Raw genomic sequence first — 15,006 nt, 5'->3', positions numbered from 1 at the left:
TTATGGCTAGAGCAGAGTCTGCAGCGAAAGCTGGAAGACCTGCGTACGGTCCGACGTCGACTTGTTCAGCACGTGGGCGAAATCGCCACGCAGAGGACCAAATGGGCTGTCCCAGATCAGCGACGCGCCGATCGAAGTACGCCATGGAGCGTCCTGGCTGCCCGCATCAACATTGGACAGTGCGGCACTGCCAGTGCCAATCCGTGGCAGACCATCAACCCAGGCCGCATCGGCCCACAGGGCGCCGCTCAGACCATAGCTCTCAGGCACAGCCGGGATCGGAAAGCTGATCTCGGCAGACAGACCGGCATACATGGTTGCACCAAGATACTCACCGCTCTGCAGACGTGGACCAAGGCCCCGGCCTTCAAAGCCACGGATCAACTGCGTACCAGGATTGAACGCCTCAACCGCATGAACGCCGTTGCCGCTCAGATCATTGATCACGCCAGCCTGACCTTTCAAGCTCGCAACAATCCCGCTGTCTTCCACCACGGGCACGAAATAACGTGCGCGAGCTTCGGACTTCACCAGATTATGGTCCCAGCCAATGTACTGCTGGGTGAACGTTGCATAGAGGCCTTCAGTTGGCTTCTTGACATCATCCAAACCGTTCCAGGTCAGGGTGTAGCCAATATAGGCCTTGTTGAATTCCTGACCATCCACCACCAGCGATGACTGGTATGTCGGGTTGTCATTGACGTCGGTAATGATCTTGCGCTCGAGACCGGCAAACACCGTCGACGACAAGTCGGACGTCAGTGGGATACCGGCACGCAACTGACCACCGGTCGCCTGCGAACCATAGAACGTGCTGGTCGTTTCCTCATTGATGCGGTGATACGCGTCAATGCCGGCAGAGACCTTCAAGCCCATGAAACGGGGTTCGGTGAACGAGAAATCAAACGTACGCCCGGCCTGGGATGCACCAATGGCTGCGCGCAGATACTGACCACGGCCCAGGAAATTGCGTTCGGTCAGTGAGACCTCGCCCAAAATACCATCGGTCGTCGAATAGCCTGCAGTGGCGCCATACTCACCGGTGGACTTTTCAGTCACAGCGACATTGATGACCACCTTGTCAGGAGCCGAGCCAGCAGCTGTCGTCACGCTGACGGACGAGAAGTAGTCCAGTGCGTCAATGTTGTTGCGGCCACGAACCACCAGTGCACGGTTGAAGGGGTCCCCTTCAGCAAACTCCAGCTCACGACGGATAACGAAGTCGCGGGTCTTGTCATTGCCGGTGATGTTGACCCGCTCAACATAGACGCGCGGACCTTCATCGACCAGGTAAGTGACGTTGAATGTGCCATTGGCAACATCGCGATCCAGACGGGCCCGGACATCAGCAAAGGAGTAACCCTGCGTAGTCGCTTCGTAGGACATGTCCTCGATCGTCGACTGCAGTTCGCTCACGGAATAACGACTGCCTTCACCTGTCTGCACAGTGCCGCGAAGCGCATCTGTATTCAGGCCGGGAATGCTGGTCTCGATACCGACGCCGGCAAACTTGTACTTCTGGCCTTCATTGATGGTGAAGTTGATGAAATAGGCATTGCGAGCCGCATCGTATTCACCGACTGACGTCACCTGAGCATCAGGGAAACCGCGATTGGCGTAATACAGACGGATCCGCTCGCGATCGACTGCAAGCTTCTGCTCGTCATAGCCGTCATCTTTGAACAACCAGCTCAGAATGCCGGTTTCCTTGGTCAGCATGGCACCCTTGAGGTTGCCGCCCTGGATAGAATTATTGCCGGTGAAGTTGATTGCCGCGATACCCGCGCGATCACCTTCATTGACAACGAAAATAACACGGACACGACCATCAACAGTCGCCTCGGTCCGCGAGGTGACCGATACGGTCAGAAAACCATCGCGGTCATAAGCCTGGCGAATACTCTCGATATCGGATGCGAGACGCTGCTGAGTGAAAATGCCGGAAGCCGACACATCGACCATTGCCAGAAGCTGCGCATCGGTGAAGCGGCGATTGCCCTCAAACAATACCGAGCCGACCAGCTGCTCCTGCGCCTGAGCCGTCGCAGCGCCAAGAAGCGGGATGCTGGGACCTGCGAGCGGTGCTGCGCCCAGTATCGCTAGCGCCAGAAATGCGCCGCGCATCAACTTGGTGGGGTGGATCATATTGTTATTGCCTTCTGCGACCATGCCCAAGGAATCGCCATGCATAGCGCTCCCCCAAGACTAACTCCATTACACCGTTTTACCGCCTTTTTAACCAAGGACAAGGCGTAAGCCCTGTCGCGGTTAGCAAATGCTTGGTGCTCTTGTATTCCTGCAACACCTTACGAACCTAAGTTAACTGAGCGTTAACGCAGAATTCCCAGATGAGCAAAAACCGTATCGTTAAAGAGCGTAAACACCATGAGGCTCAGGACAAGGGCAAATCCGATACGGAAGCCGATTTCCTGAACTTTCGTGCTGAGTGGACGCCCTCGAACAGCTTCCACCAGATAGTACATGAGGTGACCGCCGTCGAGCATGGGTACCGGTAAAAGATTGAAAATTCCGATATTTAGCGAAAGCAAAGCCGTCAGATTTATGAGTGCGACGATTCCCAGAGTCGCAACCTCGCCGGAAACCTTGGCAACTTTGACCGGTCCACCCAATTGCTCGACATCACCGCGTCCCACAAAGAAGTCACCAAGAAAAGCGGCGGTACGCTGCACAATGAAGCTTATTTCTTCGCTTGTCATACCAATCGCTTCAATTGGGCTGGGTCGATAGAGCGTTACATCGGTTTCAGCGACGTCGCGGCTCACCCCGATTCGGCCAATCCGTTGCGCATTGCCGAACCTGTCTTCCACCTCGGTGGCCTCAGGCACCAGCACCAGGGTCTCAAGCCTGCTGCCGCGTTCCAGTTCGATGGTCACCGGCCGCTCAGGGCTGGTGGCGACCAGACGCTGGAAGTCCTCAAAGCCACGCACCGTATAGCCATCCACCGAGACGATAATATCACCCGGCTCCAGACCAGCCATTGCGGCAGGTGATTCAGCAATCACCGTGCCCACGACAGGCGGGATGGTATAGCGGCCATAGCCAAGCAGCAGCGCATACAGAATGACGAAAGTCAGAATGACGTTGGCAACCGGACCGGCCAGCACAACAGAGATGCGTTGCCAGACATTCTTGTTGGCAAACAGTCGCTTGGACAACTCTGGGTCGGCCTTGGCGATCACCTCACGGTCCGGCGTGCTGGCGGCATCCATATCGCCGACAAACCGCACATAGCCGCCCAGCGGGATCGCGGAGATACGCCAGCGCGTCCCGTGCTGGTCGTCCCAGCCGAACAACTCGCGGCCAAAGCCGACCGAGAAAGTCTGGATGGCGATGCCGTTCCAGCGGGCAACGAGATAGTGACCCATCTCGTGCACGAACACGATCACGGTCAGGACCGCGAGAAACGGAACGACGTAGGAGAGCAGCCAGTAGATGAATTCGAACATTGTCTTCCTTGTGCAGTCGGCGCCTTGCGCCAATCTACCAGTAGAGCAGCCCTTCAGCGACGGAGCCGAAGCCGAGATGAAGTGTGCCGACCAGCAACACCAGCAACACGCCAAATGTGAGGCTGTCCAGTCGGTCCATCAGCCCGCCATGCCCCGGTATGATGTCGCCGCTATCCTTGACCCGGAAATGACGTTTGACGGCACTCTCGCTCAAATCGCCCAACTGGCCCAGAACGCTGATCGCTGCTGACAACGCCAAGCCGATCCACCACGGGGAATCCGTCGCTAAAATCCAGATCACCAGCCCTGCCCCGGTGCCGAGCGCCAGGCCACCCAGAGCCCCCGACCATGTCTTGCCCGGTGAGATATCCGGAGCCAGCTTCTCGCCGCCGATCTGGCGGCCGGTGAAGAACGCCGCGGAATCGGTCATCCACACCACCGTGCCGAGATAAAGCCCGGCCCACACACCGGCCATGGTGTCGCCGCGCATGACAAGAGCCGCGATGATAATGGCGCCATAGATCAGCAGGCCCAGGACCCGCCACCACATGCCTTCACCACGAGCCAACAATGCAATGACACAGCCAATGGCAATCACCGTCAGGCTGCCAAGGGCTCCAAACAGCGGAAATACCAGGCCAGACAAGGCAACAATGCCGATCAGCGCCATACCCGTCGGCGTGAGCGGCGCACGCGAGACCATGGTTTCCCACTCGCGATAGGCGCCGGCAAATACAGCACCGACGACCGCGGCGAAGAAATAGCTGCCGACAAATAGCGCCGCCACGGTCAGCGCAATCATGACCATCGCGGAAATCAGCCGCGGACCGAGATCTGACCACAGGCTGCGGCGACCGCCGGAGGGTTCTGAACCAAGCTCGCTGGGATCACTCAAGACTGCTCCGTCCCGATGCCGCCATACCGCCGGTCACGCTGCGAGAAAGTCTCGAGCACCCGCACAAAGCTGGCTTCATCAAAATCAGGCCAATGCTCATCCACAAAGACAAACTCGGCATATGCCGCCTGCCACAACAGGAAATTGGAAATGCGCTGTTCGCCGCTGGTCCGGATGATCAAATCGGGATCGGGCAAACCAGCCGTATAAAGCGCCGCCTCGATGGTGGTCTCGTCGATATCATCGGCAGACAACCGGCCGGCCGCCACTTCGCGGGCGATGCGTCGTGTTGCTTCGGCAATTTCGGCCTTGCCGCCATAATTGAAGGCGACCACCAGAACCAGCCCGGTATTGCCGGCTGTCTTGGCTTCGACGTCCTCAATCAGGCGCACCAAAGAGGGCTCAAGGCCATCCCGGCTGCCAATGATCCGCACCTGGACATTGTTGCGGATCAGTCGCTGCAGATCCGAGGCAACAAAGCGCCGCAGCAGATTGAAGATGAAGGATACTTCTTCGCGCGGCCGGCTCCAGTTCTCCGACGAGAAACTGAACACCGTCAGATGTCCCACGCCATAGGTGATGCACAGCTCGACCATCTTGCGCAGGGATTTGACCCCTTCGACATGGCCTTCGGTTCGGCGCTTGCCCCGCGCCGTTGCCCAACGCCCATTGCCATCCATGATGACGCCGAGATGCTGCGGCACGCGCAAAGGCGACCGCTGCACCGGTTCGGCGACGATGGCTGGATCAATAGACATCTACGCCCTCCCAGCGCAGCGGGTTTGCGTCAAACCTGCATGATTTCCGCTTCTTTTGCTGCCACGACCTGATCGATATCAGCGACAGCAGCATCGGTGGCCTTCTGTACCAGATCGGACTGCGAGCGTGCCTCGTCCTGACCCAGATCGCCATCCTTTTCGGCCTTCTTGAGCGCGTCCATGCCGTCACGGCGAATATGGCGCACCGCAACACGGGCAGCTTCAGCATAGGTATGGGCAACCTTGGTCAGATCGCGCCGGCGCTCTTCGTTGAGTTCGGGCAGCGGCACGCGAATGATCTGCCCCTCGCCCATCGGGTTCAGACCCAGACCGCTATCGCGGATTGCCTTTTCAACGGCATTGGCCATACCACGATCCCAGACCTGCACGCTGAGCATGCGGGCCTCTGGCACGGTAACGGTCGCCACCTGATTGAGCGGCATGCGCGAACCATAGGCTTCAACAGTCACGGGCTCGAGCAGACTGGCGCTTGCCCGTCCGGTTCGCAAACCAGCCAGTTCGTCGCGCAGTGATGCAATCGACTTCTGCATGCGGGTTTTGAGGTCGTCCAGGTTATAGGCCATTCTTCCGTCCTTCCAGTCTAGAGCGGCAAGCCAACGCGCGTAGAGCGGGTAGTCCCCGCCAGCACACCGGCCAGACCGGCTTCGTCGTCAAGCGCATACACGATTATCGGCAAGCCATTATCACGAGCAAGCGCGAATGCGGCTGTGTCCATAACCTTCAAATTCTGACCGATCACGTCATCATAGCTGATCGTATCATAGCGGGTCGCATTGGGATCCTTCTTGGGATCGGCTGAATAGACGCCGTCCACCTTGGTCCCCTTGAGCAACACGTCGCAGTCAAGTTCGATGGCCTTGAGCGCCGCTGCCGTATCGGTCGTAAAAAACGGATTGCCGGTACCACCGGCACACACCACGACAAACCCTTCATCCAGCGCAGCCTTGGCGGCGCGTGCCGTGAAGCTATCGGCGACCGAGGGCATGTTCAGCGCAGAAAACACCTTTGACTTGATGCCCTGGCGGGCAATGGCATTGCTCAGGGCCAGTGAATTGATCACCGTGCCCAGCATGCCCATCAGGTCAGCGGTCACGCGATCAGTGCCATTGGCCGCAACAGCCATACCGCGGAAAATATTGCCAGCACCGATAACAATAGCGATCTGCGAACCGTTCTTGGCGGCATCAGCGATCTGCTTGGCAACGGACTGGAGAAATTCGGGTTCAATGCCGAAAGACTGGTCCCCGGCCAGCACCTCACCCGACACCTTGAGCAAAATGCGTTTATAGGCAGGCACCATCGACGAACCCCTTACGGAAAAAAGCGGTGGGGCACCGAATCCGGCGGCCCGGCAGACACTAAGGCAAAAGCGCCTTCAAAAGAAAGCGCTACACCAGTCGAAACAAGTTTAGACAGGGTTTTGTGCTCGATCCCGGGCCAAATCAAGGCAGGCGGGAGAACGGCGAGCGGGCCCTTGGGCCCACCCGCAATCATTAAAGGCGTTACTTCTTCACGCCGGCAGTGGCAGCCACTTCAGCAGCGAAGTCACTCTCGGCCTTCTCAATGCCCTCGCCCAGCGCATAGCGCACGAACTTGGTCAGCTTGATCGGGGCGCCAACATCCTTCTCGGCATTCTTGATCGCATCGCGGACCTTGGTCTCGCCATCGATCACGAAGGTCTGTGCCAGCAGCGTGACTTCTTCGAAGTACTTGCGCATACGGCCATCGACCATCTTTTCGGCGATATCAGCGGGCTTGCCCGATTCCTTGACCTGCTCGAGAATGATGCTGCGCTCGCGCGCCACAACGTCCTGGTCGAGGTCTTCGGGATCGATCGAAAGCGGGTTGGTGGCTGCAATGTGCATTGCCAGCTGCTTGCCCAGAGTGGCCAGCGCAGCCTTGTCGCCGGTCGATTCCAGTGCAACCAGAATGCCGATCTTGCCCAGGCCTGCCTTGACGGCATTGTGGACATAGCTTTCCACCACGCCATCAGTGACCGAGACAACCTCAGTGCGACGCAGGTTCATGTTCTCGCCAATCTTGGCGATGGCTTCGTTCAACTCGGCAGAAACCGAATGACCGGCGCCTGGGAACGGCATTTCGCCGAGCTTGGCAGCGTCGCCGTCAGCGTCGAGCGCCAGCTTGGCAATATTGTCGACGATGGTCTGGAACTGCTCGTTGCGCGCAACAAAGTCAGTTTCCGAGTTCACTTCGACAACGGCAGCCTTCTTGCCATCGGCGGCAATGCCGACCAGGCCTTCGGCGGCAATACGATCAGCCTTTTTGGCAGCCTTGGACAAGCCACGGGTGCGCAACCAGTCGATTGCTGCTTCCATGTCGCCATTGTTTTCGACCAGGGCCTTCTTGCAGTCCATCATCCCGACGTCAGTCGCGTCGCGAAGCTGCTTGACCATTCCTGCAGTGATATCCATGGGGTCACCTCTTGGCGGCCCCGTCTGAGGGGGCCGCATGGTTCAAATCAATATAGAGTTCGTCGTAGCGAACTTACTTGGCGGCTGGTTCAGCGGCAGCAGGTGCTTCTGCGGCAGCTTCAACAGCAGGCGCTGCTTCAACTGGCAGTTCTTCTGCAGGAGCCTGCTCAACAGCACCCAGATCGGCGCCGAAGTCGGACGACGAACGGGCGATGCCGTCAATGGCAGCCTTGGCGACGAGCGACACGTAGAGTTCAAGTGCGCGCGACGCATCGTCATTGCCCGGGATCGGATAATCGACAGTGTCGGGATCGCAATTTGTATCAACGATAGCCACAACTGGGATACCCAGACGACGAGCTTCCTTGATCGCATTGGCTTCCTTGTTCGTGTCGATCACGAACAGCAGCGATGGCAGGTTGCCCATGTCCTTGATGCCGCCCAGGTCACGCTCAAGGCGTTCCTGCTCGCGGCTCATCATCAGGCGTTCCTTCTTGGTGCGCAGAGCGAGTTCGTCTTCGCTCATGGCTTCCAGGGTACGCAGGCGGGCGATCGAGTTCGAGATGGTCTGCCAGTTGGTCAGCGTGCCGCCGAGCCAGCGGGAGTTCACGAAGTACTGAGCCGACTGCTTGGCAGCATCAGCTACCAGCGGAGCAGCCTGACGCTTGGTACCAACGAACAGCACGCGGCCACCGTCAGCAACAGTGTCGCTGATCAGCTGCAGGGCGCGGCTCAGAGCCGGCACGGTCTGACTCAGATCGAGAATGTGAATGTCGTTGCGAACGCCAAAGATGTAGCGTTCCATCTTGGGGTTCCAGCGGTGCTTCTGGTGACCAAAGTGGACGCCAGCTTCAAGCAATTGACGCATAGAGAAATCGGGCAGTGCCATGTGGGCTGCTCCTTGTTTACCGGTTGATGCCTCCACAAGGCGCTGCGACGGTATCCCGCCACCGGATGGATCTTCGGTTCCCCGAAAAGCCTGCCTCGTGTGTGAAATCGCGCTGACACGCAGTCAAACGCAAGCGCGATATAGGCGATGTCTCTAAAAAGGGCAAGTGAGATAAGCCCTGCCCCACGCCCATTCCTTGCGAAAGCAAACCGGCGGGCCGCACGACACGCAGACGACAAACGCCCGAAGCACTGACACGTCGTGATCAGCGCACAACAAGCGTTCGCACCAAGGCAGTCAGCCAGTGAACCCGACATGACAGCCACATCACCGTCGTCTAGGACGGCAGACACCACGCTTCAATCAGTGGAAGCGGACATCCGTCACGCCTTCAAGCGCCTTGATCCCCCCGGCGACGGCCGTTGTCAGCAGGTAGGTGCCGGGCAGTTCGATCTCGTACTCACGGGCACCACCATCGCGGATCACCACGAAATTGACAGATCCCTCCCCGCCCCGCTTGAGCTGGGCACTGATAGATCCCAGGGGCGCAGCACTGGCAGCAAACACGGTCAGGCGCCGGTCGATCTTTTCGGCAATGCCATCAATGGGCTCGGCCGACAGCAGCCGCAGGCTCACGCCCTCAGCGCGCTCATCCGCGCCAACCTGCAGGATCACGGATTTGCCCGGCTGCAGAATGGCACCGAACTGGGTAATCTGCTCGGAAAACGCGATCACTTCATAGCTGCCCGACTGATCGGACAGCGTCAGGATCATCATCGGCGTTCCCTTGCGGGTCCGGCGATCCTGCCGACCGCTAATGGTCCCGGCCAGACGTCCCGCCGAGGCGCCATCCTTGACGGCCCGTTCAAAATCACCCCAACGCTGCACCCGCAGCTTGTCGAACATGTCGGAATAGGCATCGAGCGGGTGGGCCGACAGATGGAAGCCAAAGGCCGAAAGCTCACGGTCGGCACGTTCGGTTGTGGACCAGTTCGGCACCCCTTCGGGCAGGCGCAGCGTTTCAGGCTCGCCAGCGTCGAACATGTTCCACTGACCTTCATTGCGCTCCGCGGTCAGCGTGTGGGCCATGCCCATCACGGTTTCGATGGCCGCAAAGGCCACTTCGCGCCGCGGCACGATATCATCAAACGCACCGGCGTTCGCCAGCGTTTCCAGTGTCCGCTTGGACAGCACGCGCGGATCAACCCGGCGAGCAAAGTCACCCAGGTCCTTGAACGGGGTATCACCACGCACCTCGATGATGTGCTCGGCCACCTGGCGACCGACGCCCTTGACCGCGCACAGGCCATAAAGAATGGCCTTGTCCTTGACCGAGAACACCACCTGTGAGCGGTTCACGCAGGGCGGTACGAGTTCGATCTTGTTGCGCTTGGCTTCGCTGCGGAACTCGGCCAGCTTATCGGTATTGCCCATATCCAGCGTCATCGACGCTGCCAGGAACTCGTGCGGATAATGCGCCTTGAGATAGGCGGTCTGGTAGCTCACCAGGGCGTAGGTTGCGGCATGGCTCTTGTTGAAGCCGTAATTGGCGAACTTGGCGAGCAGGTCAAAAATTGTGTCGGCGAGCGACTGCTTGAGACCGTGCTTGATCGCCCCTTCGCGGAAACGCTCGCGCTGCGCGTCCATCTCAGCCTTGATCTTCTTGCCCATGGCGCGGCGCAGCATATCGGCTTCACCCAGCGAGTAACCGCTGAGCAGCTGCGCAATCTGCATCACCTGTTCCTGATAGACGATAATGCCATAGGTCTCGTCGAGCACCTTGGACAGCTCTGGATGCGGGTATTCCACCTCCTCGCGACCATGCTTGCGGTCACAGAACAGCGGAATATTGTCCATTGGACCGGGACGATACAACGCCACGATAGCGATGATGTCCTCGAACCGGTCGGGCTTCATGTCGAGCAGCGCCCGACGCATGCCAGCGCCCTCAACCTGGAACACGCCAAACGTGTCGCCCCGCGCATACAGCTCGTAGGTCGGCTTGTCGTTGATCGGGATATCTTCAATCCGGAAGCTGCCGCCATCCAGATTGACCATGTTGACCGCGTACTGCACCGTGGTCAGTGTCTTGAGGCCCAGAAAGTCGAACTTGACCAGGCCGGCGGCCTCGCTCCACTTCATATTGTACTGGCACACCGGCATGTCCGAGCGCGGATCGCGATAAAGCGGCGCCAGATCATGCAGCGGCCGGTCACCAATGATGATACCGGCAGCGTGGGTCGAGGCGTGGCGGAACAGACCTTCGAGATTCTTGCCGATGGCCACCAGATCGGCCACGGTTTCGTCTTCTTCGCTCAGCGCCTTGAATTCGGGGACCTCGGTCATGGTGCGCTCGATCGACCAGGGGTCGGCCGGATTGGCGGGCACCATCTTGCAGATGCGGTCCACCTGGCCATAGGGCATTTGCAGCACGCGCCCGACGTCGCGCAGCACAGCGCGCGCCTGCAGCGTACCGAAGGTGATGATCTGACTGACCTGTTCGGTGCCGTATTTGCGCTGCACGTAGCGAATGACTTCTTCGCGCCGATCCTGACAGAAATCGATGTCAAAGTCGGGCATCGAAACGCGTTCTGGGTTCAGGAAGCGTTCGAACAGCAGATTGTAGGCCAGCGGATCAAGGTCGGTAATGGTGGTGGCATAAGCCACCAGCGAGCCAGCACCCGAACCACGGCCGGGACCGACCGGAATGCCCTGCGATTTTGACCAGCGAATGAAATCGGCCACGATCAGGAAGTAGCCCGGAAACTTCATCGACTGGATGATGTCGAGTTCGAACTCCAGTCGCTCCCAGTATTCCTGCTCGGTCTTGCCGGGTGCCGGACCTGTGGCTTCAAGGCGGTTGCGCAGCCCCTCCTCTGCCATGGCGCGCAGCGCGTCGGCCTCGGCCGCCACGGCGTCTTCATCGCTCAGATCTGGCGCTGCGGCGAATTTGGGCAGGATGGGCTTGCGGGTCTGCGGTCGGTAGGACACGCGCTGGGCGATCTCGACCGTGGAGTTCAGCGCCTCGGGCAGATCGGAGAACAGCGCCTCCATCTCGGCCCGGGTCTTGAAATAGTACTGATCGTTCAGCTTGCGCCGCTCGGTCTGGGCCAGCACGGTGCCGCCGGCTATCGCCAGCAGCGCATCATGCGCCTCAAATTCCTTGGCCGATTTGAAGAAGGGCTCATTAGTGGCGACCAGAGGAATGCCCTTGCGGTAGGCGTAATCCACCAGCCGCGGCTCCACGGCTGCTTCCTGCACCCGGCCATGGCGCTGCAATTCGATGTAGAAGCGCTCGCCAAACAGCTCCGCCAGACGGTCCAGCCGCTTGATCGCATTGGCATCCTGCCCCTGGGCGAAGGCCATGTCGATGGCCCCCTCAGGGCCGCCGCTGAGACAGATCAGCCCCTCGAGCCGCTCCCGCGACAGCCAGTCCAGTTGTGCCCGCGCCGTGCCCCCGTCGCCTTCAATATAGGACTGCGAAACCAGTCGCGACAGATTGCCGAAACCCACCTCGCTCTGGGCCAGCAGCACCACGCTGGACTTGCCGCTCCAGGCGATGTGGCCGCGTTCGTTGACGCGCTCTTCGCTGGCCGCAAAATCAATCGCCAGTTCAACCCCGACCAGCGGCTGAATGCCCTTCTTGCTGGCTTTTTCGGAAAACTCCAACGCCCCGAACAGATTGCCGGTATCGGCAATACCCAGCGCCGGCTGCTCATCGGCGGCCGCGAGTTTGAGAATGGTCTCAAGCTGCAGCGCACCCTCAAGCAGGGAATAGGCAGAGTGAACGTGGAGATGGATAAAACCGGGGCCGTGCATGGTGAACCTTTATGACCGGCTCGGGGCGATTATCATACCGCCCCGATGCCGCAATCCACAGCCAGCGTCACACGAGTCGGGCAATGATATCCATCCAGGTGAGCGAACCAATCGTGAAGGCGCCCAGCGTAACGAATGCGGCAAAGTCCTTGATGAAAGTGAGCATCGTCGTCTCCCGTGTTGCTATAATGTTCTTATACGTTCGATGTTTGTTCCTGTCGAGTGTGACTAGCGGGAACAGCGGGGATTGGCGGTCACTGGTTAGCAGACTGTTAACATCGAGATGCACGCAAGCCGCAAAACCCTTGCCGCACGGGATCGAAGCGACCAGTCTTTGATCACCCTCAGCTCAGCGAGTCTCACCACCATGTCGCCAGCCCGATGACCCCCACCCCGCAACTAAGTCTGGGGCTGTTGCTGACTGCTGCTGCCGGCTTCGCCGACGCGATCGGTTTCATCGAACTGGGCGGCCACTACACCTCCTTTATGAGTGGCAACACCACCCAGCTCGGTGACGCGCTGGCTCATGGCGGCTGGTCCATCGCCGCGACCGCTGCGTCGCTGGTGCTGCTGTTTGTGATCGGCAGCTTTATTGGCTCGATGCTGGCATTGCTGGCGGGGGCCCGCTGGGGATCGGGCGCGGTCACAGCTTTGGTGCTGGCGAGCGTGCTGCTGACCCTGGCGCTGGCCATGCTGGGTTTTCCGGCAACCCAGTTCATGCTGGTGCTGGCTGCTGGCGCGGGCGCGCAGAATGCCATTCTGCCGGCCACCGGCTCCGTGCGGTTGGGCACAACCTTCGTGACCGGTACGCTATTTGCCGCCGGCCAGGACTTCGCCCGTGCGCTGCGCGGACTGGCGCCACCCTGGCGCTGGCTGCAGCACCTGCTGGTCTGGAACTCACTGATGATCGGGGCGCTGATCGGCGGACTGGGCTATGCCATGCTCGGCATCAACGCCCTGCTGGTCCCCGCTTTGGTTTATCTCGGCTTTATGATTGCCTTTATCGCGCGCCGCCCCGCCAAGGTCATGGCCTGAGCCCCACAGATAGGTTTGCTGGCTGAGCAGTCGGGGTCGGACTGCAAACCGCCCGCCCCAAACCAATCCGTAACCCCAACGTTACGCCTTGCGTGACGGCGCCACCATGAAGGCCAGCTTGAACGCCAGCGGGTTCACGACCTGACTGACGATAAAGGCGACCGGTCAGGCCATGATGAATGACGCCGGCCAATGGGCCAACAAAGCAGATCCGGCATTGATGAACCCCATCACACCACCAATGATCGGGGCCATGAAAAAGGTGATGAACGCAGCAAGAGCAATTTTGGTTGTCTTGGGCATGAAGTCTCCATCCAGAGTTGACTGACAAAGGCCATTCCCACGTCAACACCAGCCCGAGGGTTGGTCAGGCGGGCTTTTCAGATCAGATTCAGGGCGGACATGACACGAAGCTCCATGTCATTGGCTCGTCTCGCCGCACCATGATGCGGCGAGACGAGCGAGGTTATTCGGCTGCGACGGCTTGGGGGTCTGGCGCGTTCAGGCCACCCGACAGGCGCACCAGAACGATCGCCACAAACACCACACCAGCGGCGATGTAGGGTGCAGCGGCAAGGCCGATGCCTTCGACCACAAGCCCCCCGGCCCATGCGCCCCCGGCGATCCCGAGGTTGAACGCACCAATGTTCAGACCAGACGCCACATCAACCGCACCCGGAGAGACCTCGCGTGCGATTTGCACGACGTAAGATTGCAGCGGCGGCACGTTGGCAAAGGCAAAACCGCCCCAGAAGGCTGCAACCGCGATGGCTGCAATCGGACTGGTGAGGGCCGCACCGAGTGCGACCAGTGATATCGCAAGGCCAACAAAGATCACGGTCAAGGACGCCACCGCACCGATACGGTCAGCCAGTTTGCCGCCTGCGATGTTCCCCACGGCGACAGATGCACCGTAGAGCAGCAGCACAAGGCTCACCGCGCCCGCAGACAGACCCGTGATTTCGTTCAACATCGGCGCAAGGAAGGTGAAAGCAATGAAGTTACCGCCATAACCGACAGCCGTGATCAGATAGACCAGCAGCAGGCGCGGTGAGGTCAGCACCTGCAACTGCGCTTTTAGTCCCGGCGATGCAGTACGGCTAAGCCTGGCGGGCAACAGCAGGGCTGAGGCGATGAAGCCGATCACGCCAAGCACGACGACGCCCAGGAAGGTGGACTGCCAACCGAAATTCTGACCGATAAAGGTGCCCAATGGCACTCCGGTGACCAGCGCAACGGTCAAGCCAAGAAATACCAGCGCGATGGCTGAACTTTCCTTTTCAGGCTCCACAAGATCTGTCGCGATAGTCGAAGCAATTGCAAAGAACACGCCGTGAGCCAAGCCCGTAATAAAGCGCGCGATGACAAGGCTATTATAATCCGGCGCGAAGGCGGCAAAGGCGTTACCGACGATGAACAGCGCCAACAAGACCAATAGCAGCGTCTTGCGGGGCATTCGATCAGCCAGCGCTGTCAACACCGGCGCTCCGATGGTTACACCAAGCGCATAGAGGCTGACCAGTAGGCCAGCGGATGGGATTGAGACGCCGAGATCGGCAGCAATGGTGGGAAGCAAGCCGACGATAACGAACTCGGTCGTTCCGACTGCGAAAGCGCTGATGGTCAGCGCCCAGAGGGCTAGTGGCATCGGTTTTCTCCAACAAATTTGATGTCGACGCCGTATATGCCA

At 59.4% G+C, this 15,006-nt stretch carries 12 protein-coding genes; 1 reads left to right on the top strand and 11 read right to left on the bottom strand.

The features are described 5' to 3' along the window. Positions 1-6 precede the first annotated feature (6 nt). The 9 genes from bamA to dnaE form a co-directional block, all read right to left on the bottom strand. The gene (gene bamA, locus KD146_RS05670; RefSeq protein ID WP_212657746.1) at positions 7-2,190 is read right to left on the bottom strand and encodes an outer membrane protein assembly factor BamA; all 2,184 of its coding nucleotides are present in this window, start codon (positions 2,188-2,190) and stop codon (positions 7-9) included. A 140-nt stretch (positions 2,191-2,330) separates the two neighbouring features. Then, on the bottom strand, positions 2,331-3,467 hold the full coding sequence (rseP, locus tag KD146_RS05665; RefSeq protein ID WP_212657745.1) for an RIP metalloprotease RseP: 1,137 nt from the start codon (positions 3,465-3,467) through the stop codon (positions 2,331-2,333). 34 nt (positions 3,468-3,501) lie between these two features. Continuing rightward, the gene (locus KD146_RS05660; protein WP_212657744.1) at positions 3,502-4,362 is read right to left on the bottom strand and encodes a phosphatidate cytidylyltransferase; all 861 of its coding nucleotides are present in this window, start codon (positions 4,360-4,362) and stop codon (positions 3,502-3,504) included. After that, on the bottom strand, positions 4,359-5,120 hold the full coding sequence (uppS, locus tag KD146_RS05655; RefSeq protein WP_212657743.1) for an undecaprenyl pyrophosphate synthase: 762 nt from the start codon (positions 5,118-5,120) through the stop codon (positions 4,359-4,361). The genes KD146_RS05660 and uppS overlap by 4 nt, the downstream gene beginning before the upstream one ends. Positions 5,121-5,149: 29 nt before the next feature. Continuing rightward, entirely contained in the window at positions 5,150-5,704 is a 555-nt protein-coding gene (gene frr / locus KD146_RS05650; protein ID WP_212657742.1) for a ribosome recycling factor, read from the bottom strand. A 17-nt stretch (positions 5,705-5,721) separates the two neighbouring features. Beyond that, the gene (gene pyrH / locus KD146_RS05645; RefSeq protein WP_212657741.1) at positions 5,722-6,441 is read right to left on the bottom strand and encodes a UMP kinase; all 720 of its coding nucleotides are present in this window, start codon (positions 6,439-6,441) and stop codon (positions 5,722-5,724) included. 202 nt (positions 6,442-6,643) lie between these two features. Further along, complete coding sequence (gene tsf, locus KD146_RS05640; protein ID WP_212657740.1) at positions 6,644-7,573, bottom strand: translation elongation factor Ts; 930 nt, start codon at positions 7,571-7,573, stop codon at positions 6,644-6,646. Between the two features lie 73 nt (positions 7,574-7,646). After that, positions 7,647-8,462, bottom strand: coding sequence for a 30S ribosomal protein S2 (gene rpsB, locus KD146_RS05635; protein ID WP_212657739.1), 816 nt, complete (start codon positions 8,460-8,462; stop codon positions 7,647-7,649). A 363-nt stretch (positions 8,463-8,825) separates the two neighbouring features. Continuing rightward, positions 8,826-12,281, bottom strand: coding sequence for a DNA polymerase III subunit alpha (gene dnaE / locus KD146_RS05630; RefSeq protein ID WP_212657738.1), 3,456 nt, complete (start codon positions 12,279-12,281; stop codon positions 8,826-8,828). A gap of 381 nt (positions 12,282-12,662) precedes the next feature. Between dnaE and KD146_RS05625 the strand changes: the two genes are divergently transcribed. Next, the gene (locus tag KD146_RS05625; RefSeq protein ID WP_212657737.1) at positions 12,663-13,316 is read left to right on the top strand and encodes a YoaK family protein; all 654 of its coding nucleotides are present in this window, start codon (positions 12,663-12,665) and stop codon (positions 13,314-13,316) included. 165 nt (positions 13,317-13,481) lie between these two features. On the opposite strand, the gene KD146_RS05620 is transcribed toward KD146_RS05625, so the two are convergent. After that, positions 13,482-13,619: a hypothetical protein gene (locus tag KD146_RS05620; protein WP_212657736.1), complete on the bottom strand. Its 138-nt coding sequence runs from the start codon at positions 13,617-13,619 to the stop codon at positions 13,482-13,484. Positions 13,620-13,782: 163 nt separating this feature from the next. Next, positions 13,783-14,964, bottom strand: coding sequence for an MFS transporter (locus KD146_RS05615; protein ID WP_212659125.1), 1,182 nt, complete (start codon positions 14,962-14,964; stop codon positions 13,783-13,785). Positions 14,965-15,006: the final 42 nt, after the last annotated feature.

Origin of the sequence: Devosia litorisediminis (assembly GCF_018334155.1) — a bacterium.
GTDB lineage: Bacteria > Pseudomonadota > Alphaproteobacteria > Rhizobiales > Devosiaceae > Devosia > Devosia litorisediminis.
This window is presented reverse-complemented; position numbering and strand designations above follow the sequence as displayed.

Coding starts and splice junctions, on each gene's coding strand:
- bamA (WP_212657746.1), bottom strand. CDS start 2,190: ATGCATGGCGATTCCTTGGGCATGGTCGCAGAAGGCAATAACAATATG.
- rseP (WP_212657745.1), bottom strand. CDS start 3,467: ATGTTCGAATTCATCTACTGGCTGCTCTCCTACGTCGTTCCGTTTCTC.
- uppS (WP_212657743.1), bottom strand. CDS start 5,120: ATGTCTATTGATCCAGCCATCGTCGCCGAACCGGTGCAGCGGTCGCCT.
- frr (WP_212657742.1), bottom strand. CDS start 5,704: ATGGCCTATAACCTGGACGACCTCAAAACCCGCATGCAGAAGTCGATT.
- pyrH (WP_212657741.1), bottom strand. CDS start 6,441: ATGGTGCCTGCCTATAAACGCATTTTGCTCAAGGTGTCGGGTGAGGTG.
- tsf (WP_212657740.1), bottom strand. CDS start 7,573: ATGGATATCACTGCAGGAATGGTCAAGCAGCTTCGCGACGCGACTGAC.
- rpsB (WP_212657739.1), bottom strand. CDS start 8,462: ATGGCACTGCCCGATTTCTCTATGCGTCAATTGCTTGAAGCTGGCGTC.
- dnaE (WP_212657738.1), bottom strand. CDS start 12,281: ATGCACGGCCCCGGTTTTATCCATCTCCACGTTCACTCTGCCTATTCC.
- KD146_RS05625 (WP_212657737.1), top strand. CDS start 12,663: ATGACCCCCACCCCGCAACTAAGTCTGGGGCTGTTGCTGACTGCTGCT.
- KD146_RS05620 (WP_212657736.1), bottom strand. CDS start 13,619: ATGCCCAAGACAACCAAAATTGCTCTTGCTGCGTTCATCACCTTTTTC.
- KD146_RS05615 (WP_212659125.1), bottom strand. CDS start 14,964: ATGCCACTAGCCCTCTGGGCGCTGACCATCAGCGCTTTCGCAGTCGGA.